At 69.6% G+C, this 26,174-nt stretch carries 23 protein-coding genes; 13 read left to right on the top strand and 10 right to left on the bottom strand.

Annotation, left to right across the window (positions count from 1 at the left end; genetic code table 11):
- Positions 1-234: 234 nt before the first annotated feature.
- Positions 235-2,016: an ABC transporter ATP-binding protein gene (locus ACFYRH_RS26420; protein ID WP_387780648.1), complete on the bottom strand. Its 1,782-nt coding sequence runs from the start codon at positions 2,014-2,016 to the stop codon at positions 235-237.
- A gap of 105 nt (positions 2,017-2,121) precedes the next feature.
- Here ACFYRH_RS26420 and ACFYRH_RS26415 point away from each other — a divergent pair, with 105 nt between their 5' ends.
- The 3 genes from ACFYRH_RS26415 to ACFYRH_RS26405 are packed head-to-tail and all read left to right on the top strand — an operon-like array spanning position 2,122 to position 4,591.
- Positions 2,122-3,441 carry a sensor histidine kinase gene (locus ACFYRH_RS26415; protein WP_387780645.1) on the top strand — a complete coding sequence of 440 codons (1,320 nt, stop codon included), beginning with the start codon at positions 2,122-2,124 and terminating at the stop codon, positions 3,439-3,441.
- Positions 3,438-4,070 (top strand): response regulator, encoded by a 633-nt coding sequence (locus tag ACFYRH_RS26410; RefSeq protein ID WP_387780642.1) that lies wholly within the window; start codon positions 3,438-3,440, stop codon positions 4,068-4,070. Before ACFYRH_RS26415 ends, ACFYRH_RS26410 begins: the two co-directional genes overlap by 4 nt.
- A gap of 56 nt (positions 4,071-4,126) precedes the next feature.
- Positions 4,127-4,591, top strand: coding sequence for a hypothetical protein (locus ACFYRH_RS26405; protein WP_387780639.1), 465 nt, complete (start codon positions 4,127-4,129; stop codon positions 4,589-4,591).
- On the opposite strand, the gene ACFYRH_RS26400 is transcribed toward ACFYRH_RS26405, so the two are convergent.
- Complete coding sequence (locus ACFYRH_RS26400) at positions 4,578-5,216, bottom strand: class I SAM-dependent methyltransferase (protein WP_387780636.1); 639 nt, start codon at positions 5,214-5,216, stop codon at positions 4,578-4,580. The genes ACFYRH_RS26405 and ACFYRH_RS26400 overlap by 14 nt on opposite strands.
- An 88-nt stretch (positions 5,217-5,304) precedes the next feature.
- Here ACFYRH_RS26400 and ACFYRH_RS26395 point away from each other — a divergent pair, with 88 nt between their 5' ends.
- From ACFYRH_RS26395 to ACFYRH_RS26385, 3 genes are read left to right on the top strand one after another with little or no spacing between them, the layout of a single operon-like run.
- Entirely contained in the window at positions 5,305-5,703 is a 399-nt protein-coding gene (locus ACFYRH_RS26395) for a VOC family protein (protein WP_387780634.1), read from the top strand.
- Positions 5,704-5,740: 37 nt separating this feature from the next.
- Positions 5,741-6,085: a YciI family protein gene (locus ACFYRH_RS26390; protein WP_387780631.1), complete on the top strand. Its 345-nt coding sequence runs from the start codon at positions 5,741-5,743 to the stop codon at positions 6,083-6,085.
- A 33-nt stretch (positions 6,086-6,118) separates the two neighbouring features.
- Positions 6,119-7,309: an RNA polymerase sigma factor gene (locus tag ACFYRH_RS26385; protein ID WP_387780628.1), complete on the top strand. Its 1,191-nt coding sequence runs from the start codon at positions 6,119-6,121 to the stop codon at positions 7,307-7,309.
- Positions 7,310-7,663: 354 nt separating this feature from the next.
- Here ACFYRH_RS26385 and lexA read toward each other — a convergent pair whose 3' ends face one another.
- Complete coding sequence (gene lexA / locus ACFYRH_RS26380; protein ID WP_387780625.1) at positions 7,664-8,314, bottom strand: transcriptional repressor LexA; 651 nt, start codon at positions 8,312-8,314, stop codon at positions 7,664-7,666.
- 9 nt (positions 8,315-8,323) lie between these two features.
- Positions 8,324-9,304 carry a LysR family transcriptional regulator gene (locus tag ACFYRH_RS26375; RefSeq protein WP_387780622.1) on the bottom strand — a complete coding sequence of 327 codons (981 nt, stop codon included), beginning with the start codon at positions 9,302-9,304 and terminating at the stop codon, positions 8,324-8,326.
- 112 nt (positions 9,305-9,416) lie between these two features.
- Between ACFYRH_RS26375 and dnaE the strand changes: the two genes are divergently transcribed.
- Complete coding sequence (gene dnaE, locus ACFYRH_RS26370) at positions 9,417-12,920, top strand: DNA polymerase III subunit alpha (protein WP_387780619.1); 3,504 nt, start codon at positions 9,417-9,419, stop codon at positions 12,918-12,920.
- A 34-nt stretch (positions 12,921-12,954) separates the two neighbouring features.
- Positions 12,955-13,752 carry a TIGR02569 family protein gene (locus ACFYRH_RS26365; protein WP_387780616.1) on the top strand — a complete coding sequence of 266 codons (798 nt, stop codon included), beginning with the start codon at positions 12,955-12,957 and terminating at the stop codon, positions 13,750-13,752.
- Here ACFYRH_RS26365 and ACFYRH_RS26360 read toward each other — a convergent pair.
- A complete protein-coding gene (locus ACFYRH_RS26360; protein ID WP_387780613.1) occupies positions 13,710-14,903 on the bottom strand; it encodes a Cmx/CmrA family chloramphenicol efflux MFS transporter in 1,194 nt (397 codons plus the stop codon). The two genes, ACFYRH_RS26365 and ACFYRH_RS26360, sit on opposite strands and share 43 nt — an antisense overlap.
- 70 nt (positions 14,904-14,973) lie before the next feature.
- Complete coding sequence (locus ACFYRH_RS26355) at positions 14,974-15,549, bottom strand: TetR/AcrR family transcriptional regulator (RefSeq protein ID WP_387780610.1); 576 nt, start codon at positions 15,547-15,549, stop codon at positions 14,974-14,976.
- 179 nt (positions 15,550-15,728) lie between these two features.
- Between ACFYRH_RS26355 and ACFYRH_RS26350 the strand changes: the two genes are divergently transcribed.
- A complete protein-coding gene (locus ACFYRH_RS26350) occupies positions 15,729-17,759 on the top strand; it encodes a glycoside hydrolase domain-containing protein (protein WP_387780607.1) in 2,031 nt (676 codons plus the stop codon).
- Here ACFYRH_RS26350 and ACFYRH_RS26345 read toward each other — a convergent pair.
- Positions 17,756-18,637 carry a LysR family transcriptional regulator gene (locus ACFYRH_RS26345; protein WP_387780604.1) on the bottom strand — a complete coding sequence of 294 codons (882 nt, stop codon included), beginning with the start codon at positions 18,635-18,637 and terminating at the stop codon, positions 17,756-17,758. The genes ACFYRH_RS26350 and ACFYRH_RS26345 overlap by 4 nt on opposite strands.
- 83 nt (positions 18,638-18,720) lie before the next feature.
- Here ACFYRH_RS26345 and ACFYRH_RS26340 point away from each other — a divergent pair, with 83 nt between their 5' ends.
- The 4 genes from ACFYRH_RS26340 (at position 18,721) to ctaD (ending at position 22,746) form a co-directional block, all read left to right on the top strand.
- Positions 18,721-19,551 (top strand): alpha/beta fold hydrolase, encoded by an 831-nt coding sequence (locus ACFYRH_RS26340; protein ID WP_387780601.1) that lies wholly within the window; start codon positions 18,721-18,723, stop codon positions 19,549-19,551.
- On the top strand, positions 19,548-20,348 hold the full coding sequence (locus tag ACFYRH_RS26335) for an LLM class flavin-dependent oxidoreductase (RefSeq protein ID WP_387780599.1): 801 nt from the start codon (positions 19,548-19,550) through the stop codon (positions 20,346-20,348). Before ACFYRH_RS26340 ends, ACFYRH_RS26335 begins: the two co-directional genes overlap by 4 nt.
- Positions 20,349-20,409: 61 nt before the next feature.
- Entirely contained in the window at positions 20,410-20,937 is a 528-nt protein-coding gene (locus ACFYRH_RS26330) for a type 1 glutamine amidotransferase domain-containing protein (RefSeq protein WP_387780597.1), read from the top strand.
- A 78-nt stretch (positions 20,938-21,015) separates the two neighbouring features.
- Complete coding sequence (ctaD, locus tag ACFYRH_RS26325; RefSeq protein ID WP_387780595.1) at positions 21,016-22,746, top strand: cytochrome c oxidase subunit I; 1,731 nt, start codon at positions 21,016-21,018, stop codon at positions 22,744-22,746.
- Positions 22,747-22,749: 3 nt separating this feature from the next.
- On the opposite strand, the gene ACFYRH_RS26320 is transcribed toward ctaD, so the two are convergent.
- The 3 genes from ACFYRH_RS26320 to ACFYRH_RS26310 all read right to left on the bottom strand — a co-directional run bounded on the left by ACFYRH_RS26320 (position 22,750) and on the right by ACFYRH_RS26310 (position 26,136).
- Positions 22,750-23,622: a helix-turn-helix domain-containing protein gene (locus ACFYRH_RS26320; protein ID WP_387780592.1), complete on the bottom strand. Its 873-nt coding sequence runs from the start codon at positions 23,620-23,622 to the stop codon at positions 22,750-22,752.
- 263 nt (positions 23,623-23,885) lie between these two features.
- Positions 23,886-24,560 carry a class I SAM-dependent methyltransferase gene (locus ACFYRH_RS26315; RefSeq protein WP_387780589.1) on the bottom strand — a complete coding sequence of 225 codons (675 nt, stop codon included), beginning with the start codon at positions 24,558-24,560 and terminating at the stop codon, positions 23,886-23,888.
- Positions 24,553-26,136, bottom strand: a complete 1,584-nt coding sequence (locus ACFYRH_RS26310; protein ID WP_387780586.1) for an ATP-dependent DNA ligase — start codon at positions 26,134-26,136, stop codon at positions 24,553-24,555. The genes ACFYRH_RS26315 and ACFYRH_RS26310 overlap by 8 nt, the downstream gene beginning before the upstream one ends.
- Positions 26,137-26,174: the final 38 nt, after the last annotated feature.

Genomic DNA, 26,174 nt, shown 5'->3' with positions numbered 1-26,174 from the left:
CACGCATGGCCCCTATTCCTCGCCCCCCGGGCGGTCGCGGGTTCCCCCTCCCCCCCCCCCCCCCCGGGGGGCCGGCCGCGGGCGGGGGGGGGGGCCCCGCGGGCCCCAGGCTGGGGGTGGGTCAGCCGCGCGAACGGCTGCGGGAACGGCTGCGCGAGCGCGACCGGCTACGGGACCGTCCGCCGTGGTGCAGGACCGGCTTGATCCGCGGGTTGTCGTGGCGAGTCATGGTGTTCACCTCCTTCCGCTGAGCGCGTGGTCGAGCGTGACGACCCGGTCGGCGATCGCCGCCAGGTCGCGATCGTGGGTGACCACGAGCACCGTGCGCTGCGCGGTGGTGGTCCGGATGGCTTCGATGACCGCGGCCGCCGAAACCGGGTCGAGTGAGGCGGTCGGCTCGTCGAGCAGCACCATCGGTGCCGACGACACCGCGGCCCGGGCCAGCGCGACCCGGCGCCGCTGACCACCGGACAGCCGTACGCCGCCTTCGCCAAGCGGGGTGTCGTAGCCGAACGGCAGACGGTCGGCGAACTCGTCGACCAGAGCGGCCCGGCCGGCCGCGACGACGCCCGCGCGGGTCGCGTTCTCGTTGCCGAACGCGATGTTCTCGGCAACGGTCGCGTCCAGCAGCCACGGGTCCTGCGGGACGAAGGCGAACCGGTCACGGAGGCTGCGCTGGTCGCAGTCCCGGAGGTCCACGCCGTCGATCAGGATGCGGCCGGCGTCGACGTCGTACAGGCGGAGCAGGAGGTGCAGCGCCGTACTCTTGCCGATGCCGCTCGGGCCGAGCAGACAGACGGTCTCACCGGCAGCGATATCGAGGTCGAAGTGGTCGAGGACCGGGCGGCCGGGCTCGTAACCGAAGGAGACGCGCTCGAAGCGGATCCCCGTGCGGAGATGCGGTGCTGGGCGGGCGTCTGTCCGGTCCTGGACTGCTTCGTCGCAGGCGAGCACGTCGCGGACGCGGACCGCGCTGGCACCGGCCTTGGCGAGTACGACGGACAGGCGGGTGAGGCCGCGGACGGGGGAGTAGAGGTCTCGGAGATAGGCCAGCACGACCAGGAGCCCGCCGACGCTCAGCGCTCCGGTGAGCACGTGCCGGCCGCCGACGACCAGGACGAGGGCGGCACCGATTGCCAGGACTACGTCGGCCATGGGGGTCCAGCGGGCGTCGACTTCGATGGCGCGGAGTTCGACGTCGAGGACGGCGCGGTTGCGGGTGCCGAAGATCGCGGCGGCACGGTCGAAGCGGCCGAACGCCTGGACGGCCCGGACGTTGCGGAGCAGATCGGTGGTTGCTCCCGCCAACCGCCCGGACTCGGTGCGGGCGTCTTGTTGCGCGGCGCGGATCAGGCGGCGCTGGCGGACCGCGAGGGCAGCGAGCACCGGAGCGACGGTGAGGCCGATCAGCGCCAGCTGCGGGTCGAAGGCAACGAGCAGGGCGATGACGCCGGCGAGCATGACTGCGTCGGGGAGGAAGGACGTGGTGACCGCGACTACTGCGTCGAGGAGGCGGCCGACGTCGGTGGTGAGTCTGGAGACGAGCTCGCCGCTGCGCATGCGGTCGTGCCAGCGCAGGGACCGGGTCATCGTGCGCTGGAACATCGTGGCGCGCAGGCCGGCGCCGATCCGCTCGGCGGCACCTTCGACCGAGCGCAGGACGGCCATGTCGAGCAGACCGACGATCGCCGAGAGCAGCACACTCGCAGCCGCCGCCAGAGCAAGCACAACCAGCGGATCCGCCACCCATCCGTGCCCGCCGGCCGACACCGCGGTGGCCGGGGCGGTGGCGGGGACCGCGGTGGAGGCGGCAGTGGGACCGGCAGCGGGGGACACGGTCAGGGCGGTGCTCTGGGCGGCCGGGCGGAGGGCGTGGTCTACGGCCAGGGCGAGGGGCCAGGGGCGGAGGAGGACCGCGCCGACTCGCAGGACGACGAGGCCGGCTGCGGCGGCGAGAGCGGGGAGCTCTGCTCGTGCGGCGGGCCCGGCGACGGCGAGTGACAGCGGAAGTCTCATGCCGACAACGCTCGCCGCCGGCTGGTCGGCTCCGGTAGTGCACGTTGGTACTACGACCGTTGTCGGGCTGCCGCCGGACGGCGCGCGCACCCTACGATCCCAGCCATGGGGAGACTTCGACGCGCCGACCGTGGCCCGATCTCGACGGTCGGGCTCCTGGTCCGCTTCACCGCGGCCGGCCTGATCGTGCTGCTCTCGCTCGCGGCCCTGATCGCGTTCGTCGCGCGCCAGGCGGGCGTCGAGCAGGCCACCGAGTCCGCGCGGCAGGTGACGTACGTGACCGCGCGCGGGGTGGTCGAGCCGCGTCTGGACGCCGCCGTCGTCGCAGGGCAGCCGGCCGCGCTGCGCTCGTTCGACGAGGCGATGCGCAGGTATGTGCTGCAGGGTTCGCTGGTCCGCGTCAAGGTGTGGAACGCCGACGGGACGATCGTGTACTCGGACGAGCCGCGACTGGTCGGCCGCCAGTTCCCGCTCGGCGCCGAGGAGCAGGCGGCCTTGCAGCGGCAGGGCAGCAGCGCGTCCGAGGTCAGCGACCTGAGCCGGCCCGAGAACCAGTTCGAGATCCCGTACCAGAAGCTGCTCGAGGTGTACGTCGGTGTTCGCGCGACCAACGGTCAGCCGATGCTGTTCGAGGCGTACTTCGAGTATCGGGCGGTCACCGAAGCGGGACAGGCGGCGTGGCAGCGGTTCGCGCCGCCGTCGCTCGGCGCGCTGTTGGTGCTGGAGCTGGTGCAGATCCCGTTCGCGTGGTCGCTGGCCCGACGGGTGCAGCGCCAGCAGCGGGATCGCGAGCGGTTGCTGCAGCACGCCGTGGACGCGTCGGACGCCGAACGCCGGCGGATCGCGGGCGAGTTGCACGACGGCGTCGTACAGGAGCTGACCGGGCTGAACTACGCGCTGGACGCGATGCGGCTGGGGAGTCCTTCCGAGGGGCAACGGGCGGAGCTGATCGCCGATGGCGCTTCGCGGTTGCGGGGCAGCATCGGGTCGCTGCGCTCGTTGCTGGTGGACATCTATCCGCCGAACCTGGCCGAGGAAGGGCTGGCGTCGGCGTTGGCCGAGCTGGCGGCCGGACTCGAGCGGACCGGCGTCGAGGTCCGGCTGGAGACCGACGGAGCGGAGTCGTTGCCGACCGCGGCGGCAGCCTTGCTGTTCCGGACGGCGCAGGAGGTCGTCCGGAATGTCGCCGCGCACAGCGGGGCACGGGAGGTGCTGATCAAGGCGGGCCGTGCGGACGGGCGTGGGGTGCTGGTGGTGGACGACGACGGTCGCGGGTTCGACGAGTCACGGCTCGGCGAACGGAGCAGCGACGGGCACCTCGGGCTACGCTCGATCGGCGACCTGCTCGCCGAGTCGGGTGGCACACTGACCGTCCGGGCCGCGCCCGGCCAGGGAACACGGGTGGAAGCCGAGGTGCCGGTGTGAGCCGGGTGATCAGGGTGCTGATTGTGGACGACCATGCGATCGTCCGCACCGGCCTGTCCCAGCTGCTCGGTACGGCGGACGACATCGAGCTCGTCGGCGCGGCCGGTGACGGTGCCGAGGCGGCCACGATGGCGGCCGACCTGAAGCCGGACGTCGTACTGATGGACCTGTCGATGCCCGGCACAGACGGGATCACGGCGACCGAGCGGATCGTCGCGGCGGATCCGGACGCGCACGTGCTCGTGCTGACCTCGTTCAGCGATCAGACGCGGATCCTGGACGCGTTGCAGGCCGGTGCCGAGGGATATCTGCTGAAGCACAGCGAGCCCGAGGTGATCCTGACCGGGATCCGCGAGATCGTGTCGGGCGGTTCGCCGCTGGATCCGAAGGCGGCGCGGGTGCTGCTGACCAACCGGCGGTCGCCCGGTCCGGACACGAAGCTGACCGACCGGGAGCAGCAGGTCCTCGACATGGTCGGGTCCGGGCTGCCGAACAAGACGATCGCCAGGCGGCTCGGGATCAGCGAGCGCACGGTGAAGGCGCATCTCACCAACATCTACCAGCGGCTCGGCGTCACCGACCGCACCCAGGCCGCGCTCTGGTCCCAGCGGCAGCGGCGGGACGAGTAGGTACTAGTACCAAGGTCCGATGGCCGCGGCCCCGCCGGTTCGGCGAGGATCGATCCATGGACGAGAACCCTGCAGACCCGCGCCGGCGCCCGGTCGTGCTGCGGTCGGCAGGCTCGGCCGACGAGCCGACACACCGATCGCGCCGCTACCTCGCGTGGGCCGGCACGGGCGTACTCGGTCTGGTTGCGGCCGCCGGCCTGGTTGCGGGCGGGACGGCTGTCTGGTCAGCCTTCGATCCCGGTACGCCGGGCAACTCGCCGGCACCGCTCTGGTTCCCACCACCTGAGACGATCACGCCGCAGAGCGAGAAAATCGCCCCGACTCCGACCCGCAGCACACCGGACGACCACGGCGGCGACCGCACGCGTACTCCGCGCGTGACCAGGACGTCCGAGCCGGGCGATGACAAGGGCGGCCATCGGACGACTGCACCGTCGACCACGAAGTCGACCTCGGGCAAGCACGGTACAGGCGGCGGGACGTCCGGGAAGTCCTCGGACGACGGGCCTAATCACCATTGACCGGCCGTACCGCCCGACCGAGGATGTGCGGGCTCGCCGGTGACGTCCGATCCGGTGGGAAGGCGAACCGATCCAGCTCCGCGATCTCGAACCCCGCCGCGGTGATCGCCCCCGCGGTGTCCCGATGGGTGTGACAGCCACCCACGAACCACGGCCACACGGTCGCATCCATCACCTTCTGCACCGTCGCCAGCCGAGTCCCGTCTTCAGCCGCGACGTGCTCGTAGAACCGCAGCTCACCACCCGGCCGGAGGACCCGCCTCGCCTCCGCCAGCGCGGCCGACTGGTCGGGGACCGAACAGAGGACGAGGGACGCCACCACGACGTCGGCTGACTCGTCAGCGACGGGCAAGCGGTCCGCCGTACCCTCGACGACTTCGACCGGGACCGGCGCGGTGGCGGCGGCGCGGTGGGCCGCGGTGCGGAGGAACGGCTCGGGCTCGACTGCGATCACCCGGGTGACCGCCGCGGGGTAGTGGGCGAAGTTGCCGCCGTCGCCCGCGCCGATCTCGACGACCTGCCCGGCGGTCCCGGCGAGCAGCCGCCGCCGGTGGCCGGCGGCACCGACCTCGTCCAGCGACGGGCGAACCCGTGCGTACATCCGGGCGAACACGGGTCGATTCATGCGCTCCAGTTTCCCAGACATGTCGGATCAGGGCGTCCGCCGATCGTCTCCACGGTGACAGCAGTTCGACCACCAAGGAGTGCGCACCGTGTCCACCACCGTGAAAGCCATCGACATCGTCGTGTCCGACCTCGGCGCAGCGATCGAGTTCTACCGCCGCCTCGGCCTGGAGTTCGTGCCGGACCCGTACATGCCGGACAACCACGCCGGCTGCGACCTGCCGAACGGCCTGCACCTGATGCTCGACACCGAGGACATGCGCCGCAAGACCACCGAGGGCTGGACGCCGCCGGCGCTCGGCCGGACGTTTCTCACCTTCGAGTACGACGGTCCCGCGGCGGTCGACGCGACGTACGCCGAGTTGGTGAGCGCCGGCGTACACGGTCTGCAGGAGCCGTTCGACGCGCCGTGGGGGATGCGGTACGCGACCGTCGCGGATCCGTCCGGGAACGGCGTCGATCTCTACGCCACCCAGCCCGCGTCCTGAGCCAGACTGAGCAAGACTGTCCGCAGGGAGGTATTCCGTGAAGTACGTGTTGATGTTCATCGAGACCGAGGAGTTCGCGGAGGAGTTCGCGGCGCTGGCGCCGGCCGAGAAGGAGACGGCGTACCGGCGGGTCTACCAGTGGTTCGAGGACCACAAGGACAAGATCACGAACCGCGGCAACAAGTTGCAGGGGCCGGAGACCGCGACGACGGTCCGGCTGGACGGCGGGGTGCTGGCCACCGACGGTCCGTTCATCGAGGGCAAGGAAGTGATCTCCGGGTTCACCGAGATCGACGTGGAGGATCTCGACGAGGCGCTCCGGATGGTGAAGACCTGGCCGGCCTGCCCGGTCGTCGAGATCCGGCCGGTCCAGGAGATGTGACGCGGGCGATGTGACGCAGGAGATGTGACCGCTGTGAGCACGCAGGACGAGCTGGCCCGGGTGGTGCGTGACCACGCGGGCCGGCTGGCCGGCGGCCTGGTCTCGCTGCTCGGCGACTTCTCCGCTGCCGAGGACCTCGTTCAGGACGCGGTCGAGGCCGCGCTCAGACGCTGGCCGGTCGAGGGCATCCCGGAGCGGCCGGACGCTTGGCTGTTCACGGTCGCCAAGCGCCGCGGTCTCGATGTACTGCGGCGGCAGCAGAACTACCGCGCCAAGCTGGCACTGCTCGAACCGCTGGAGCAGCCACCGGCAGACGACCGGCTTCGGCTGATCTTCACTTGCTGCCACCCGGCGCTCGCCCGCGAGGCCCAGGTCGCGCTCACCCTGCGGGTGGTCTGCGGACTGACGACCGCCCAGATCGCCGCGGCGTTCCTCGCGTCGGAGTCGGCGGTCGCGCAACGGATCACGCGGGCGAAGCGCAAGATCACCGACGCCGGCATCCCGTACCGGATCCCGCGCGACGACGAGCTGTCCGAGCGCCTCACCGAAGTACTGACGGTCATCTACCTGCTCTTCAACGAGGGCTACCTGTCCAGTACGGCGGACCGCGCGCACTCCCGCGACCTCGTCGACGACGCCGAATGGCTGACCGCGCTCCTGCACGGCCTGCTCCCGAACGAGCCCGAGGTCGCCGGCCTGCTCGCCCTGATCCGCCTGCACCGCGCCCGTACGGCGGCCCGCTTCACCCCGAACCTCGTGCTGCTCCAGGACCAGGACCGCACGTTGTGGGACCACGCCGCGATCGCCGACGCGACCGCACTGCTCACCCGGACGGCACATCGCTTCCGCGCGCCGGCGCCGTACCAGCTGCAGGCCGCGATCGCCGCCTGCCACAGCGAGGCGCCGACGTGGGACGACACCGACTGGCCGCAGATCCTCGTGCTCTACGACATGCTCCTGGCCGTGCAGCCGAGCTCGGTCACCTGTTTGCACCGGGCCGTCGCGCTGTCGTACGTACGAGGTTCGGCGACCGCGCTCGAGGAGCTCGACCGGTTGTCCGAAGAACTCCACGCCTACCCGCTGTTCCACGCCACCCGCGCACAGTTCCTCCGCGACCTCGGCCGCCACGCCGAAGCACGCGCCGCCGACGAGCGCGCCGCGGACCTCACCACCAACCCGGCCCAACTGCACCTGCTCCACGAACGCCTGGGCCAGAAAATCTAGGAGAACAACGACGGATCCGATCGTGACGAAGGTCCAGGTCGAGCGGACGGCGGACGAGGCGTTCGCCTGCTCACCGACCCGGACCACGCTCCTGGGCGGTCCGCGGCGGCACTGACTGCACCGCAACACCGACGGATAACCCCTCGTCTTGGGGGTTCTTCGCTCGCATACCAGCGGAGAACCCCCAAGGCGAGGGGAGGACCCTCACCATGAGAGTGAGCGCCGTGCGGGCAAACCCTCAGGTTGACGTTGAGGTGGTGTGCGGGCGTCGGGTGGCGAGCCGACGGCGCGGCGGGCTTGGCGCACTGCGATGCGGCGCCGCGTGTTCGTTGTCTCGGCCGGGACCTGGTGTGGTCAGACGCTGCGCAGGACCGAGACGACGATGCCGAGGACGGTGGCGTTGTCGCCGTCGATGATCTCGTACGCCGGGTTGCGTGGCTCGAGGTACACGTGGCCGTTGCGGCGGCGGTACACCTTCACGGTCGCCTCCTCGTCGATCATCGCGGCGACGATCTGACCCGAGTGCGCCTCGGACTGCTGCCGGACCACCACGATGTCGCCGTCGCAGATCGCCGCGTCGATCATCGACTCGCCGCGGACCCGCAGGCCGAAGACGTTGCCGCGACCGGTGAGACCGCGGGGGAGCTGCAGTACGTCGTCCACGTGCTCGACCGCGGAGATCGGCGTACCGGCCGCGATGTCGCCGACCACCGGGACCGGGACGTTCTCGTCGCTCGTGTCGCGGCTCGTCTCCTGCAGGAACATCCGGACGTCGATCGGGCGGGACACCGACGGGCTGCGGCGCAGAAAGCCCTTGTCCTCCAGGCTGGCCAGGTGCTTGGACACCGACGACGAGGAGCGCAGGCCGACCGCGTCGCCGATCTGCCGGCTGCTCGGCGGGTACCCGTGCCGGGTCACCCAGTCCCGGATCACCACCAGGATCCGCTGCTGCCGCTCCGGAAGAGCGGCGGTGTCGAGGTCGCCGAACAGGTCGAGATCAGTCACCGCGAAATCCTAGATCGCCACCTGCCGTTCGTCGTGCTCCGACCCGCCCGCGCCGACAGACCGTGGTTGGTCACGTAATGTCTCCGGCAGCCACAGCTCACCGGTGTCCGTGGGTTGTGGCTCGCGGCGTACGTGCTCGATGAGCGCGGCCAGATCCGGGCGCCTGTTCGACCGCAGCCAGATCAGCGACCACGGATAGACGGGTGTCGGATCGACGACCCGCAGCCGCCGCAGGTTGCGCGGCCATGGCCCGGCCTCGCGGGTCCGCTCGCCCCAGAACGTGATCAGCGACCGTGAGTCCGCGATCGTCGCGACCAGGTCCTCGAACCCGAAGTTCGGTCCCGTCGAGTCGATCGTCAGCCCGAACTCCGCGGAGAGCTCGCGGTAGAACGCACCCCACTCGCTACCGTCGACGATCCCCGGGATCCAGATCGTGTACGGGCGCAACTCGTCGATCGGAACCGTCGTACGGCCGGCGAGCGGATGCCGATCGCCGACGACGATCTCGTGCGGCTCGAGATACGCGACCATGCTCTCGATCCCCGGTGGCAACGGCTCGGGGGAGTACGCGAAGGTGGCGTCGATCTCGCCTGCTGTCAGCGCGGGCAGTGCCGTGCCGAGTCCGCGCAGGACCAGCGTCTTGAGCGCGATCTCGGGATGAGTCTGGTGGAAGTCGAGCATCAGCACCGCGGGCAGCGTTCGGCTGTTCAGGATGTCGACGCGTAGCGGCCGTACCTCGCTCTGCACGGACTCGACCGCATGCCGAGCCGCGATCAGTACGGCGTGCGCGTGCGGCAGGAAGGTCCGGCCCTGCGCGGTCAGCGTCGCGCCGGTCGGGACCCGGTCGAACAGCGTGACGCCGAGCGACGACTCCAGTGCCGCGACCCGTTTCGACACCGCCTGCTGACTCAGTCGCAACCGATCCGCGGCGTACCGGAACTGGCCTTCCTCGGCGACGGCCACGAACGCCCGCAGGCTGTCGAGATTCACGGGACCAGACAGTACAACCGCTGGTTGTCCAGGGCGGTCTCGGGTTGTTTGATCAGCCGGTGTGACCGGCTTTGGATGAGGGCTCCTGACAACTGATCGTTGTGGAGTTCGGGTGCCTTCGTTCACACATCTGCACGTCCATACGCAGTACTCGCTGCTCGACGGGGCCGCGCGGCTGAAGGATCTGTTCGCGGCCTGCAACGAGCAGGGGATGACACATCTGGCGATCTCCGACCACGGGAACCTGCACGGTGCCTACGACTTCTTCCACCAGGCGGGCAAGGCCGGCATCACGCCGATCATCGGCATCGAGGCGTACGTCGCGCCGGGATCCCGCCGGACCAAGGAGCGGGTCTTCTGGGGGCAGCCGCAGCAGAAGCGCGACGACGTCGCCGGGTCCGGTGGGTACACGCACAAGACGATCTGGGCGCGCGACGCGACCGGTCTGCACAACCTGTTCCGCCTCTCGTCCGACGCGTATCAGGTGGGCTGGCTGCAGAAGTGGCCGCGGATGGACAAGGAGAGCCTGGCGCAGTGGTCGGAGGGCTTGATCGCGTCCACCGGATGCCCGTCCGGCGAGGTGCAGACGCGGCTCCGGCTCGGTCAGTACGACGCGGCGGTCGAGGCAGCCGCGCAGTACCAGGACATCTTCGGCAAGGAGAACTACTTCCTGGAACTGATGGACCACGGCATCGACATCGAACGCCGGGTCCGCGACGGCTTGCTCGACGTCGCGCGCAAGCTGAAGATCCCGCCACTCGTCACGAACGACTCGCACTACACGTACGCCGCCGAAGCCGCGGCGCACGATGCGCTGCTGTGCATCCAGACCGGTAAGACGCTCACCGACGCGGAGCGCTTCCGGTTCGACGGGACCGGCTACCACCTGAAGCCGGCGGCCGAGATGTACGCGATCGACTCGTCCGACGCGTGGCAGGAGGGCTGCCGGAACACGCTGGTCGTTGCCGAGCGCATCGACACGGCCGGGATGTTCGAGAAGCGCGATCTGATGCCGCGCTTCGACGTACCCGAGGGATTCACGGAGGTGACGTGGTTCACCGACGAGGTACTGCGGGGGATGCGGCGGCGCTACCCGGACGGGTGGGACGAGCGGTATCAGAAGCAGGTCGAGTACGAGATCGACGTGATCGTCCAGATGGGGTTCCCCGGGTACTTCCTGGTGGTCGCCGACTTCATCATGTGGGCCAAGCGGAACGGCATCGCGGTCGGTCCGGGGCGTGGTTCGGCGGCCGGCTCGCTGGTCTCGTACGCGCTCGGCATCACCGACCTGGACCCGATCGAGCACGGCCTGATCTTCGAGCGGTTCCTGAACCCGGAGCGGGTCTCGATGCCGGACGTCGACATCGACTTCGACGAACGCCGCCGGGTCGAGGTGATCCGCTACGTCACCGAGAAGTACGGCGCCGACAAGGTCGCGATGATCGGCACCTACGGCACGATCAAGGCGAAGAACGCGATCAAGGACTCGGCCCGCGTGCTCGGCTTCCCGTACGCGACCGGCGACCGGATCACCAAGGCGATGCCGGCCGACGTCGGCGGTGCCGGGATCGACCTGACCGGCATCACCGACCCGGGCCACCCGCGGTACGACGAAGCGGCCGAGGTCCGGTCGATGTACGACAACGATGCCGACGTCCGGACCGTGATCGACACCGCGAAAGGTGTCGAGGGACTGGTCCGGCAGATGGGGGTGCACGCGGCCGGCGTGATCATGTCCAGCGAGTCGATCGTCGACCACGTGCCGGTCTGGGTCCGGCACAGCGACGGGGTCACGATCACGCAGTGGGACTACCCGAGCTGCGAGTCGCTCGGCCTGCTCAAGATGGACTTTCTCGGCCTGCGCAACCTGACGATCATCGACGACGCGGTGAAGATGGTGCACGCGACCAAGGGCCTGGAGATCGACCTGCTGCGGTTGCCGCTCGACGACGCCCGTACCTTCGAGCTGCTCGGCCGCGGCGACACCCTCGGCGTCTTCCAGTTCGACGGTACGGCGATGCGCGCGCTGCTCCGGCTGATGCGGCCGGACCAGTTCGAGGACATCACCGCCGTGACCGCGCTGTACCGGCCGGGGCCGATGGCGATGAACTCGCACACGAACTACGCGCTCCGGAAGAACGGGCAGCAGGAGATCACGCCGATCCACCCGGAGCTCGAGGAGCCGCTGCGGGAGGTTCTCGGGATCACGTACGGGCTCGTGGTCTATCAGGAGCAGGTGCAGAAGGCGGCACAGATCCTCGCCGGGTACAGCCTCGGGCAGGCGGATCTGTTGCGCCGGGCGATGGGCAAGAAGAAGAAGGAGGTACTCGACCAGGAGTTCGGGCCGTTCCGGGACGGTTGCCGCAAGCACGGGATCTCGGACGCCGCGACGCAGGCGGTGTGGGACGTGCTGGTGCCGTTCGCCGGGTACGCGTACAACAAGGCGCACGCTGCGGCGTACGCGCTGGTGTCGTACTGGACGGCGTACCTGAAGGCGAACCATCCGGCCGAGTACATGGCCGCTTTGCTGACCTCGGTGGAGGACGACAAGGACAAGTCCGCGGTGTACCTGAACGAGTGCCGGCGGATGGGGATCAAGGTGCTCCCGCCGGACGTCAACGAGTCGCTGGCGAACTTCGCGGCGCAGGGCGAGGACGTCGTACTCTTCGGGCTGTCCGCCGTCCGGAACGTCGGGTCCGGCGTGGTCGAGGCGATCATCCGGTCGCGGGAGGGTGGGCGGTACACGTCGTTCCCGGACTTCCTGGCGAAGGTCGAGGCCGTTGCCTGCAGCAAACGGGCGATCGAGTCGCTGATCCAGGCCGGCGCCTTCGACACCCTCGGGCACACCCGGAGGGGGCTGCTCGAGCGGCACGAGGAGCTGGTCGAGAACGCGGTCGCCGTGAAACGCAAGGAAGCCGAGGGCCAGTTCGATCTGTTCGGTACGGCGGACGCGCCGGTGTTCACGCCGGACGAGACCTTCGCGCCGGACGAGTGGGACAAGGCGACCCTGCTCGCTCGTGAGCGCGAGATGCTCGGGCTGTACGTGTCCGACCATCCGCTGTTCGGCCTCGAGAGCGTCCTCGCCGAGCGGGCCGGCCTCGGGATCTCGCAGCTCGCCGAGCGTCCCGACGGTGCGGTCGTGACGATCGGCGGGATCATCTCGGGACTGCAGCGCCGGGTGACGAAGAAGGGCGATCCGTGGGCCACGGCGACGGTCGAGGATCTCGCCGGGTCGGTGGAGTGTCTGTTCTTCCCGGCGACGTATCAGTTGGTGGGCGGGCGGCTGCGGCAGGATGCGGTCGTCTTCGTGACGGGGCGGTTGGACAAGCGGGACGACGTACCGCGGCTGATCGGGTCGGAGGTCGACGTTCCTGATCTGACGACGGTCGGGGTGGTCGAGTTGGAGATGACGCAGCACAACGTCGTACCTCGCACGGTGAACCTCTTGCGGGACGTGCTCGCGGCGCATCCGGGCCGGTCCGAGGTGCGGCTACGGGTGCGCGGTCCGGAGAAGACGACGGTCTATCGGCTGGCGTTTCGTGTCGACGCCGGACCAGAGTTCTGGTCGGACCTGAAGGCCGAGGTGGGCGCGGTTCGGGCGCGGCAGCCGGCCTGAGCCAGGATCTCCTCCGGATGAGAGAGTTGCAGCCATGGATGGTCCGCCGAGTCTGGTGCTGGAAGCGTTCGGGTTGAGGTCGGCTGCTGTGCGGTTGGAGGGTGGACAAGGGCAGACGTGGCGTTCTGGTGAGGTGGTCCTGAAGCGGGCCGACGGTGAGAGCGCGTGGCGTGCGGATGTGTTGAGCGTGCTGCCGGAGTCGACGGCGTTCAGAGTGCCGCGACCGGTGCGGGCACTCGATGGAGAGTGGGTCGCTCACGGGTGGGAAGCGAGTGAGTTGCTTGCCGGCGCGACGGACGTGCGGCGGCAGGACGACGTACTCACGGCTGCGGGCGCGTTTCACGAGGCGGTCGCCGGGCTGCCGCGGCCGGACTTCGTGGACGAACGGGACGATCCGTGGGCGGCCGGCGATCGGGTCTCCTGGCGGGAGCAGTCGATCGACGGGAGTACGGCGTACGTCGATCTGGTCCGGCCGCTGCTCGACGTGTGGCGACCGGTGGAACTCGCGGCGCAGGTCGTGCACGGCGACCTGCCGGGAAACGTGATGTTCGCCGACGGGTTGCCGCCGGCGATCATCGACTGGCCGGTCTACTGGCGCCCGCCGTCGTGGGCCGCGGCCGTCGCGGTAGCGGACGCCTTGTGCTGGTACGGCGCGGCGCCGGACCTCGCCGCGCGGTGGGCCCACCTCCCCGAGTGGGGCCAGATGCTGGTGCGGGCGCTGATCTACCGGATGACGACCGATGACCTCGCCGGTGGCGCCGAGACCTGGACCAGCGCCCGCCGAGCGGGCTACGCGCCGGTGATCGAGCTGGCGGTCTCGTACGCCGGCTGACCGGCCCGCGCCCGGGCCGCCGCGCGCAGGGCCGGCGGAATGGTGCCGAAGGCAAGGATCGCGAGACCGGCGCCGATCCAGCCGACCGAGGAGTACCCGGCCCCCGCGTCGAGGGCGAGACCACCCAGCCACGGACCGACCGTGATGCCGACGTTGAACGCCGAGATGTTGAACGCGGCGGCCAGCGTCGGCGCCGAACCCGCGACGCTGAACACCCGAGAGTTCACCGCCGGGTTGGTCGCGAAGCCGAACGTCCCGACACCGATGACCGCTGGTACTGCGAGCCACGCAGTGCCGGTCGCCAGCGCCAGCAACACCGCCGCGGCGACGACCCCGGTGAGGCTGAGAACGAGAGTGCGGAACGGCCGCCGGTCCGCGGTCCGTCCGCTGATCGTGATGCCGATCAGCGCGCCGACGCCGTACAGAGCCAGGATGACGGGCACCCACGCGTCGGACAGTCCGGTCGTTCCGGTGAGCAGGGGAGCGAGGTAGCTGAAGATCACCAGGATCGCGCCGGTCGACAGCGCTGTGGTCGCGTAGGCGAGCCAGAGTTGCGGGTTCGCCAGGTTCCGGAACTCCTGGCGCAACTGCGGGACGCTCGCACTGCGACCACGCGGGATCGTGGTGACGATGCCCGCGATCGAGATCACCGAGGCGATCGCGACCGCCCAGAACGCCGACCGCCAGCCGAGGTGCTGGCCGAGCAGCGTGCCCGCGGGCAGGCCGACGATGGTGGCGACCGTGAGACCGCCGGCGAGGACGCTCATCGCCTTCGCGCGCGCCTCGGGCCCGGCGAGCTCGATCGCGGTCACCGAGGCGACCGCCCAGAACCCGGCGTACACGAAGGCCCCCGCGACCCGCGTCGCGAGCAGGACGCCGTACGACGAGGTGAGCGCGGCGGCCACGTGGGTGAGCGCGAAGATCGTCAGGAACGCCAGCATCGCGGCCCGGCGGGACCAGCGCAGCGTGCTGACGGCGAGGACCGGGGCGCCCACGAGCATGCCGATCGCGAACGCGGAGATCAGCAGCCCGGCGGCCGGGATCGAGACGTTCAGGTCGGTGGAGATCTCGGGGAGCAGACCGGCGAGCATCAGCTCGGAGGTGCCCTGGGCGAAGATCGCCAGGCCGAGCAGATAGACGGCGCGAGGCATGAGGCCCTCTCATAGTGGATCGAGCGGTTCAAAATCTGGGCAGAACGAACCGCGGGTCGTGTGGAAGAGTTCAGAGACTGCGGAGGGTCGCTTCGACGACGGATCGCTGGGTGTCCGGATCCGCGCCGCGACGGGCAGCGACCCGCAGCCCGCCGAGAACGGTGAAGACGTACGTCGCGAGTCCGGCCGCATCCCGCTCCGGGTCGAGCTCACCGGTCGCCTGCGCCGCGCGGATCGCGGTGGTCAGCGCGACGCGCTTGAGCTCGTGGTCGCGGTCGAGGAGGTCGATGACCTCGGCGTCCTTCGGGCCGAGCTCGACGATCGTGTTGATCACGAAGCAGCCCGCCGGGTCGCCGGGGTCGGGCTCGACCGCGGTCCAGAGGATGCGGCGGATCCGCTCCTTGATCGGGACGGTGGCGTCCTGGATGACCTCGAGCTGGCCGGCGGTGGAGCTTTCGGTGTAGCGCCGCAGTGCGCGGTCGAACAGGTCGCGCTTACTCCTGAACGTGTTGTAGATGCTGCTCCGGCCGAGCCCGGTTGCGTCACAGAGATCCTGCGTCGAGGTCGCCTCGTAGCCGGAGGTCCAGAACACCCGCATCGCGGCGTCGATGGCGCGATCCTCGTCGAACGTCCGCGGTCTCGGCATGGCGCCGAGCGTAGCACGTTATGAACTGATCGATCCAAAATGGGGCGGCGGCCGGTCGGCCGCGGCCGCCGATAGCATCTGGGCATCGAGGCGAGTGCCGGAAGCTCTTCGACAGGGGCGCGGGCGCTCGCCTTCACTTGGGGGCACCGTCCAACGATGAACTGGGGAGCACTGTGAGGTTGTTCAGACCTGGGGGGCTCGCGCTCGCCCTCACGCTGGTAGCCGGCATCACCGCCGCCGGCCCAGCGGCCGCCGCCGAGACGAAGACCGTCTCGTACCGCGGGTACCAAGTAACCGTTCCGTCCGGCTGGCCGGTCGTCGACCTGGCGACGAACCCGAGCGCGTGCGTGCGCCTCGACCAGCCCGCGGTCTACCTGGGCCGCAGCACGACCCAGTCGAACTGCCCGGCCCACCTCGTCGGCCGCAGTTCCGGCCTGGTGCTCGAGCCGTTGACCACCGCCCAGCCGTCGACCGACGGCCTCCTGCGGCGCGCGATCACCGACGCCGGCGTACTCGCGACCGCGTACTACGCACCGGGCGGCGAGGCCGCGGCGAGTGACGTCCTCGCGACCGGTCGCGTGGTCACGAAAACCCCGTCCGCCCGTGTCGCCCAGCCGGCCGTGGCGGCCACCCCGACGGTAGTTGCGACCGGCAACTTCGCCGGCCAGGGGTTCGATGCCTGCGACGCGCCGCCGCAGTCGACGATGGATGCGTGGCGCCCCAAGTACCAGGGCATCGGCATCTACATCAGCGGCGGCGTGCGTACCTGTGCCACGCAACCCAACCTGACCGCGAACTGGGTGTCGGCGAACGCCGCGAAGGGATGGCAGTTCCTGCTGCTCGACGTCGGCCTGCAGGCGCCGTGCACGACCAGGTTCCCGGCTGCCAGCCGGATCTCGACCGTCGCATCGACCGCGGTGACGCAGGGCCGGAACGCCGCGATCAACGCCGTCGCCGCTGCCCAGGCGCTCGGTTTCGCACCGCGCAGCGCGATCTACAGCGACATCGAGGGCTACCCGTCGACGGCAGCGTGCAAGGTGTCGGTGCTCTCCTACCTGAGCGGCTGGACCCAGGAGCTGAACTCCCGTGGGTACCTCGGCGGCGCCTACGTCAGCGCCTCGTCGGGCGGCGCGGATCTGAACAGCGCCTACACCAGCACGGCGTACACGCGACCGGACAACATCTGGTTCGCGCAGTGGAGGTCCGGGTTGCCGCAGGGCACGAGCAACTACATCACCTCGACCTACTGGAACAACCACCAGCGCGTCCACCAGTACGACAACGTGACGGAGACCAACGGTGGGGTGACGCTGAACATCGACAAGAACTACCTGAACCTGACCGCTCCGCCGCCGCCTGTGACCAGCTTCAGTGTGACCGGTGGGCCGGGGGCCGCGACGTTGCGGTGGGGTAAGCCGGCGAACACGACGCTCGGGCAGATCATGGTGCGGAGTGCGGCCGGGTCGACGCCGCCGCCGCTGGTGACGTCCGGTACGGCGGTGTACGGGGGCACGGCCAGTCTGTTCACGCAGACCGGGCTGCCGAACTCGGCCAGCTACGCGTACCGCGTGTGGGTCAAGGACAGTAAGGGCAAGATCGGTCCCGGTGTCGACGCGCGCCTGGTCGGTACGAAGGCGACGATCGGCGCGAGCGCGGCATCGATCATGTACACGGGCGCGGTGACGCTCTCGACAGCCGTCTCCCGACTGGACGGTGCGGCGAAGATGGCCGGCGTACCGGCCGTGTTGTATTCGAAGGCCATCAACGCGAGCAAGTGGTCGACGGTCGGTTCGTTCACCACCGATGCGAACGGTGTGGCATCCACGTCGCAGAAGCCCGCGGTGTCGACGAACTACATGTGGGGCTACAACGGCGCGACCGGGCTGCTCGGGACGCGGAGCACGGCTGCGCTGGTCCAGGTGCACCCGGCGATGTCGGCGTACCTGACTCCGGGGGCGATCACGCTCGGCGCGTCGACGCTTCTCTACGGCTACCTGAACCCCGCGCACGCCGGTACGACGGCGTACCTGCAGCGCCGGTCCGGTACGTCGTGGGTCGCGGTGACGACCGGGAAATTGACCACCAACGGGAAGTACGCGTTCAGCATCAAGCCGACGGCGCGCGGGACGTACACGTACCGCGTGGTGTGGCTGGCCGACGCCGATCACCAGGGCACGCAGACGGCGTCGAAGGTGCTGACGGTCAGCTAACTGTTCTGTGCGGCGAGGTCGGCCGCCGCGTTTCGTGCGAGTTCGATCGTGTGCGTCGCGAGCGGTGAGTGGGTGCGGCCGGCCTCCCACAGCAGGAAGATCTCCCGCGGCGGGAGCCCAGGCGTGAGGTCGTGCAACGCCAGGCTCTCGTCGTCCCGGAGTACGGCGAGACGCGGCGCCAGTGCCGCACCGAGACCGGCGCGCACCATCGCCAGCAGCGCTTCGTTGCCCTCGGTGCGGAACACGAACTGCGGGCGGATGCCCCGGGCGCGCAGGAAGTCCTCGACGACCGCCTGATGACAGATCGGCGGATGGGCGACCAGCGGCAGACCGTCGAGCTTGTCGAGCGGGACCGGCCCGGCGGGGAAGGCGTCCGGTCGCGCGACGAGGACGTACGGATCGTCCAGCAGCTTGAGGTCCTCGATGCTGTCGCCGGTGCGGCCGTCGAAGAACATCAGGTCGAGCCCGGTGAGGTCGGGGTCGTCGGTCTCCTCCTCGAACAGCCGGATGTCGCAGCCCGGATGGGCGTCCCGGAGATCGCGGATCACACGCGGCAGCAACGTGTTCGAGACGGTCTGGAACGTGCCGATGTCGATCCGGCTGTCCCCGGCGCGGAACCGCTCGATCCCGTCGCTCATCTCGTCGGCCCGGCGCAGCAGGTCGCGGCCGTGCTGCAGGACGACCGCGCCGAGCGGTGTGATCCGGACCGGCCTCGGCCCGCCCGGCCGATCGAACAGCGGACCACCGGCGGTCTTCTCGAGAACGGCGATCTGCTGGCTCACGCTCGACTGTGTGTAGCCGAGCCGGTTCGCCGCCCGGCCGAACGATCCTTCGTCGGCCACGGCCGCCAGCGTCGCGAGATGACGCAACTCGTACATTCCCGCAGTCTATCGCCAGTGGCGATTGCTTTGATCAGAATCAATCGCTTTTCACGATCATCGACCGCTTCTACGGTCGAGACATGACCACCGAGAAGATCCACCCAGTCAACGGCATCGAGCTGTGCGCCCAGACCTACGGCGACCCCGCCGATCCTGCGATCCTGCTGATCCACGGCGCGACGGCGTCCATGCTCTGGTGGGACGCCGAGTTGTGCGCCGCTCTCGCCGCCCGCGGCCGCTACGTGATCCGCTACGACCAGCGCGACACCGGACGATCGACCTCGTTCCCGCTCGGCGCACCGGGGTACGCGATGAGCGACCTGGCCGCGGACGCCGCCGGCCTGCTCGATGCTCTCGGCGTCGAACGGGCGCACGTGGTGGCCCAGTCGATGTCCGGCGGTACGGCGCTGATCCTCGGCGTCGACCACCCGTCCCGCGTCGCCTCCCTGACCTTCGTGTCGAGCAGCACCGGCGACGACGGGCTCCCGCCGCCCTCGCCGGACTTCCCGCACTTGGGTACGCCGGACTTCAGCGATCCCGCCGGCGTCGAGGAGTACGTCGTACGCGCGATCGAGGCCGAGGCGGCGGGACGGTTCGACGAGGCGTCGGCGCGGGCGCTCGTCCAGCAGGACATGGCGCGGGCGCGGGACTACGAATCGGTGCTGACGAACCACTACGCGATGACGTTCGACGGGCCCCGGAACGGTGGGTTCCCGGGTCTCGCGGTGCCGGTGTTGGTGCTGCACGGCGATGCGGACCCGTTGCTTCCGTTGCCGCACGGCGAGGCGATTCGGGACGCGGTGCCTGGGGCCGAACTCGTCGTACTGCGCGGGATGGGGCACGGGTTGTCGGCGCCGTACTGGAGTGTGTTCGTGGACGAGCTGGTCAAACACACCGAGGAGCGCCGATGAAGTTCGCGATCTGGCTGCCGCTGTTCGACGAGTTGTCCGACCCGGTCGAGGTCGCGCGCCTGGCCGCGGCCGCCGAGGAGACCGGGTGGGACGGGTTCTTCGTGTGGGACCAGCTGTGGTGGCGGGCCCCGACCCGCGCGGTCTCGGATCCGTGGATCATGATGAGCGTCATGGCGGCGGCCACCGAACGCCTGCGGATCGGCCCGATGGTGACGCCGATCGCGCGCCGGCGGCCCACGAAACTGTTGCGTGAGACAACGACCTTGGACCGGCTCTCGAACGGCCGGCTGACGCTCGGCGTCGGGCTGGGGAGCGACCGGTTCGCGCAGGAGTACTCCAGGACCGGTGAGGAGCTGAACGACCGAGTCCGTGCGGAGCAGATGGACGAGACGCTGGACATCTTGCAAGCGGGCTGGACGGGGGAGCCGGTGCGTCATCATGGGCGGCACCACACGGTCGACGACGTGCGGTTCCTGCCACGCCCGGTGCACGGCCGCGTGCCGGTGTGGGTCGCGGGCTTCCCGGGCAACCCGAAGCCGTTGCGACGAGCAGCGAGGTACGACGGGTTCTTCCCGGTGAACCTGACGTCGGTGGATCAGATCGCCGAGGCCGCCGCCGTCCTCCGCGACCTGCGCGGCACCCTCGACGAGTACGACATCGTGGTGGAAGCGCTCCCGGCCGCCGATCCCCGCCCCTTCGCCGAGGCCGGTGCGACCTGGTGCCTCACCGACATCGCCCCGGCCACTGCCCGGCTCGCCGATGTGCGTGCCGTGATCGCGAGCGGTCCGCCGCGGTAGTGCGTGTGGTGGACCGCTCGTCGGGTACCGGCGGGGAGTCCCGACGCACGGAAGGAGAATCATGTCTGACCGCAAGATCGCATTCCTGGTCGCCGCCGAGGGGATCGAGCGGGTTGAGCTCACCGAGCCTTGGAAGGCTGTTTCGGAGGCCGGCTACCAGCCGGTACTGCTCAGTCCGAAACCCGGCGACGTGCAGACCTTCAACCATCTGACCGCCGCCGAGACGCTGCCGGTCGACCAGACGGTCGGCGAGGCCTCCGTCGACGACTTCGCCGCGCTGGTCCTGCCGGGCGGCGTCGCGAACCCGGACGCACTGCGAACGGACGCGGGTGCGGTCGCCTTCGTGAAGTCGTTCATGGAGTCCGGCAAGCCGGTGGCGGCGATCTGCCACGCGCCGTGGACGCTGATCGAGGCGGACGTCGTCCGTGGCCGCCGTCTGACCTCATGGCCCAGTCTGAAGACCGATCTGCGCAATGCCGGCGCCGAGTGGGTCGACGAGACCGTGACGACCGACGGCAACCTGATCACCAGCCGGAAGCCGGACGACCTGCCGGCCTTCAGCAAGACCCTGCTGGGTGCCCTGGGTTGACAGCCTGTTGCTGACGGGTGTTGCTGTCGCGGACCTAGGTGTCTAATCGAAGGGATGCGGTAGCAGGGGAGAGGTCGCATGGTCAGTGTTGGGCAAACTGGAGTAACCGAGCGCAGCGGCCCGGCTGCGGTTCGTCCGCGGCGACCGTTGGGCCGGCTGATCGGGCGGGTGCTCACCACGACCGATCACAAGATGATCGGGCACATGTACCTGATCACGTCGTTCGCGTTCTTCCTGATCGGCGGCGTGATGGCGCTCGTCATCCGCGCCGAGCTGGCGAAACCTGGTCTGCAGATCGTCGACGAAGAGGTGTACAACCAGCTCTTCACGATGCACGGCACGATCATGCTGCTGTTGTTCGCGACCCCCCTGTTCGTTGGCTTCGCCAATGTGATCATGCCGGTGCAGATCGGTGCTCCGGATGTGGCGTTCCCGCGGCTGAACATGTTCAGCTACTGGCTGTTCCTGTTCGGCGGACTGATCACGATCAGCGCGTTCCTGACTCCGGGTGGGGCGGCCGACTTCGGCTGGACGGCGTACTCGCCGTTGTCCAACGGTGAACGGTCACCCGGCGTCGGGGGAGACCTGTGGATCATGGGTCTGTGGATGGCCGGTCTGGGGACCATCCTCGGCGGCGTCAACTTCGTCACCACGATCATCACCCTGCGCGCCCCCGGGATGACGATGTTCCGGATGCCGATCTTCTGCTGGAACATCCTCGTCACCTCGATCCTGGTGCTGATCGCGTTCCCGATCCTCGCGGCGGCGCTGCTGGTCCTGGAGGCGGACCGAACACTCGGTGCACACGTCTTCGACGCGGCGAACGGTGGGCCGATCCTGTGGCAGCACCTGTTCTGGTTCTTCGGGCATCCCGAGGTCTACATCATCGCGCTGCCGTTCTTCGGCATCATCACCGAGATCCTGCCGGTCTTCAGCCGCAAACCGATCTTCGGGTACGTCGGTCTGGTGGCGGCAACGATGGGCATCGGGGCGCTGTCGATCGCGGTGTGGGCGCACCACATGTTCGTCACCGGCGCGGTGAACCTGCCGTTCTTCTCGTTCATGACGTTCCTGATCGCGGTGCCGACCGGGGTGAAGTTCTTCAACTGGATCGGCACGATGTGGGGCGGTCAGCTGTCCTTCGAGACGCCGATGCTCTGGTCGATCGGGTTCCTGGTGACGTTCCTGTTCGGTGGCCTGACCGGCGTCATCCTGGCCTCGCCGCCGCTGGACTTCCAACTGTCCGACACCTATTTCGTGGTCGCGCACTTCCACTACGTGGTGTTCGGCACGGTGGTGTTCGCGATGTTCGCGGGCTTCTATTTCTGGTGGCCGAAGATGACCGGGCGGATGCTGGACGAGCGGCTCGGCAAGCTGCATTTCTGGCTGCTCTTCATCGGGTTCCACACCACGTTCATGGTGCAGCACTGGCTGGGCGTCGAGGGGATGCCGCGGCGCTACGCCGACTACGCCCCGCACGACGGATTCACCACGCTGAACGAGGTGTCGAGTGTCGGCGCCTTCATCCTGGGCATTTCGATGCTGCCGTTCTTCTACAACGTCTACAAGTCACGCCGCGGCCCGCGCGTGAACGTGGACGATCCGTGGGGCTGGGGCCGCTCGCTGGAGTGGGCGACGAGTTGCCCGCCGCCACGCCACAACTTCAACAGCTTGCCGCGGATCCGTTCCGAGTCGCCGGCCTTCGACATGCATCACCCGGACCTTGCGATGGCGCACAACGGCGTGCGCGCTTCACGGAACAACCTCTTGGTGACAGACGAGGACGACCAGCGGGGCAACACCGAGTAGCAGTCAGCTCGGCAGGCGGTCGAGGAGACGGGTGAGTTCCTGCGCGGTCTGTTGGGGTGATGGGCTGGTGGACGCGAGCAGGTCCAGCGCCTGGGTGTAGGCCTCTACGTCGTCACGCTTGTCGAGATACAGCGCGCTGGTCAGATGCTCGAGGTAGACGACATCGGGCAGATCGCGTTGCGGGAAGCGGAGCAGGCTGAACGCGCCACCGGTGGCGGCGTGGCCTGGGCTCTCCAGCGGGATGATCTGGACGGTGACATTGGGCCGGGCGACGGCTTCGCGCAGCGCACCGAGCTGATCGCGCAGCACGGCCGGCCCGCCGATCGGACGATGCAGCACTGCCTCCTCGATCACGGCCCAGAGCTTCAGCGGCGGCTCCCGGTCGAGGACGCGTTGCCGGCGGGTCCGGAGCGCGACGATGCGGTCGACCTCGGCGGCGCTGCGCGCGCCGCTCTGGGTCAGCTGCGCGACCGCGCGGGCGTAGTCGGCGGTCTGCAGCAGGCCGGGCACGAACTGGATCTCGTACGTCCGGATCAGCTCGGCGGCCGCTTCGAGGCCGAGGTAGGCGTCGAACCAGTCCGGCGTGACATCGCCGTACCGATGCCACCAGCCTGGGTCGTTGGCTTCCCGGGCGAGTTGCAGAAGCCGGTCGCGCTCGCGGGCCTCGGTGACGCCGTACAGCGTGAGGAGGTCGGCGACGTCGCGCTCCTTGAAGCCGACGCGGCCGAGCTCGAGGCGGCTGATCTTCGACTCCGAGGACCGGATCGCCCAGCCGGCGTCCGTGCGGCTCACGCCGGCGCGCTCACGCAGCTCCCGCAGATGACCCCCCAGCATCATCCGCAAGGCCGTCGGCCCCACCACGTTTCGCCCCGACATACACCAAGCCTACATCATTATCGAACAAATGTTCCCATGCAATCTCACCTTCCAGCCCGAGCCCCGGCGAGACAGAGTGCGGGCGCTGCACACAGGTTGCGGGGTCTGAGCACAGGTAATTGCCTGTTCCCAGACCCCGTTGGGTGTGCCCATACCCGACAACAACCCAACCCGCGAGACGGCACGCAGCAGCCTCGGCAAACGACCTCGGCCGCAGCCTCCGGCGGCGCCGGCCGGATCCGCGGGCAGTTGCCAGAAACGCTCTAGTCGCGCAGGTACTCCGCGCGCCAGCGCAGGACGGAGGGGTCCGCGGGGCTGGGGGACTGGTCGAGCTGGATGAGGTGCAGGTCAGGGCCGGTGAATGACTGGATGGCGGCGCGGGTCAGCGGCCACGGCGGACCTTGGACCTGCTCGTCGGGTACGTCGTCGGCGCGGGCGGCGGCGATGACCAGGAGGGTCCCGCCGGGGGCGACGAGCTCGGTGACCTGCTTGATGGCCTGCGGCTGGAGCGCGATCGGCAGCGCCTGCACGGTGTAGATCTCGACGACCAGGTCGAACGCCCGGTGCCAATCGGCGGGTGGCGCGAAGAGATCGGCCACCAGATAGTGCGCCTTGGAGTCCGGGTGATTGCGGTGCGCGGTCTCGATGGCGCTCGGCGAGATGTCGAACCCGGTCGTGTCGTACCCGCGGTCGACGACCAGCTCGGCGTCCCAGCCGGTGCCGGCGCCGACGACGAGCGCGGTCTTCCCGGTCCCGTCGGGCTCCGCTTCGTTGATCCAGTCGGTCAGTAGCTGATGCGCCGTACCCCGGTCCCAGGGCACGACCGCGTCGCCGTCGGCGGCCGCGGCGTACAGGTTCTCGAACCAGCCGGTCGGGTCGTCGCGGTCGAGGGACTCGCGTGCGATCCGCCGGGACACGACATCCGGATCCTCAGTCATCGGGCAAACCTCTCACATCCGGGCCTTCGACATCAGGGCCGTCGTGGATCGCCCGCACCGCCTGCACGGTGTCGACGTCCGCGGGCGACTTGTCCTCGCGGTACCGGATCACGCGCGCGAACCGCAGCGCCATACCGGCCGGGTACCGCGGTGACGTCTGGACGCCGTCGAACGCGATCTCGACCACCACCTCCGGGCGGATGTGCACGACCCAGTCGTCCCGCTCGACGGCGAGTTCCTGGAAGCGCTCGGTCTGCCAGCGGAGCAGCTCGTCCGTCAGCCCCTTGAACGTCTTCCCGAGCATCACGAACTCGCCGGTCTCCTCGTCCCGCGCGCCCAGATGCAGGTTGGACAGCCAGCCCGTCCGGCGTCCGTGGCCCCACTCGGCCGCGAGCACCAGCAGGTCGAGCGTGTGGGTCTGTTTGACCTTCACCCACCCCGATCCACGCCGACCGGCCTCGTACGGCACGGTCAGCGCCTTCACCACGACGCCCTCGTGCCCGCGGCGCACCGCATCCGCGAAGAACTCCTGCCCGGCCTGGGCGTCGTCGGTCACCAAGCGCGGCACCCGCCGCTCCTCGGGCACGAGCTTCGCCAGCCGATCGTGCCGTGTGGCGCCGTCGAGCCCCAGCAGGTCCTCGCCGTCCTGGTGCAGGATGTCGAAGAAGTACGGCGTCAGCGGCACCGACTCGGGACCAGTCGCGGCCCGCGTGGCGGTTCGGGACCCGGTCACCTGGAACGGCTCGGGACGCCCGTCCGGGCGGAGCGCGATCAGCTCGCCGTCGAGCACCACCTGCTGCGCATCCAGCGCGAGCACGGCGCTCACGACCTCGGGAACCCGCGTCGTGATGTCGTCGAGCGTCCGCGTGTAGACGACGACCTTCTCGCCGTCGCGGTGCACCTGGATCCGGATCCCGTCGAGCTTCCACTCGAGCGCGGCCGGCGTACCCGTCTTCTCCAGCGCCTCCGCCACGGTCGTCGCCGACTGCGCCAGCATCGGCTGCACCCCGCGCCCGACCTCGAGCCCGAACCGCGCGAGCCCCGCCGCGCCCTCGGTCAGTACGGCGACCGCGACCGGCGCCGTCGCCCCGCGCAACATCGCCGCGGCCCGGATCTTCGCCAACGGAATGCCGGTCGCCCGCGCCACCGCGTCCGCCATCACGCCGTCGAGCGCACCTTGCCGCAGCTCACCGCCGACCAACTGGCGCAGGAACCGCTGCTCGTCCGCGGTCGCGCGGCCGAACAACGCATCCACCGCGGCCCGTCGCCGCGCCTGGACGCCGGTGCCCGACATCTCGGCCAGCTCCGCGAAGGCCTGATTCACCTCCGGCACCGTCAACGACGGCTCGGCAGCCGGCTCCGGGGCGTCCATCAGCGTCCGCCAGCCCACCCCGGTGCGCCGCTGGAGCAGCTCGCCGGACAGGTAGGTCACGACGATCTCGATCTCGGCGGTCTCGGTGGCCGTGGACAACAGATCCGCGATGAACTCGGCCTTCTTCAGCCGCGACCGGGTCCCGGCCAGCGCGGCCGACGTCTGGACCACCTCGGTGAGCAACATGCACCCAGTCTTGCTCATCCCACGGACAGAACTTTCGCCGTCGGAGCGGCATCGAG

It is taken from the genome of Kribbella sp. NPDC004875 (genome assembly GCF_042873375.1).
In the GTDB taxonomy this organism is placed as follows: domain Bacteria; phylum Actinomycetota; class Actinomycetes; order Propionibacteriales; family Kribbellaceae; genus Kribbella.
Note: the sequence above shows the minus strand (reverse complement) of the source record. Positions and strands in the feature narration are given on the sequence as shown.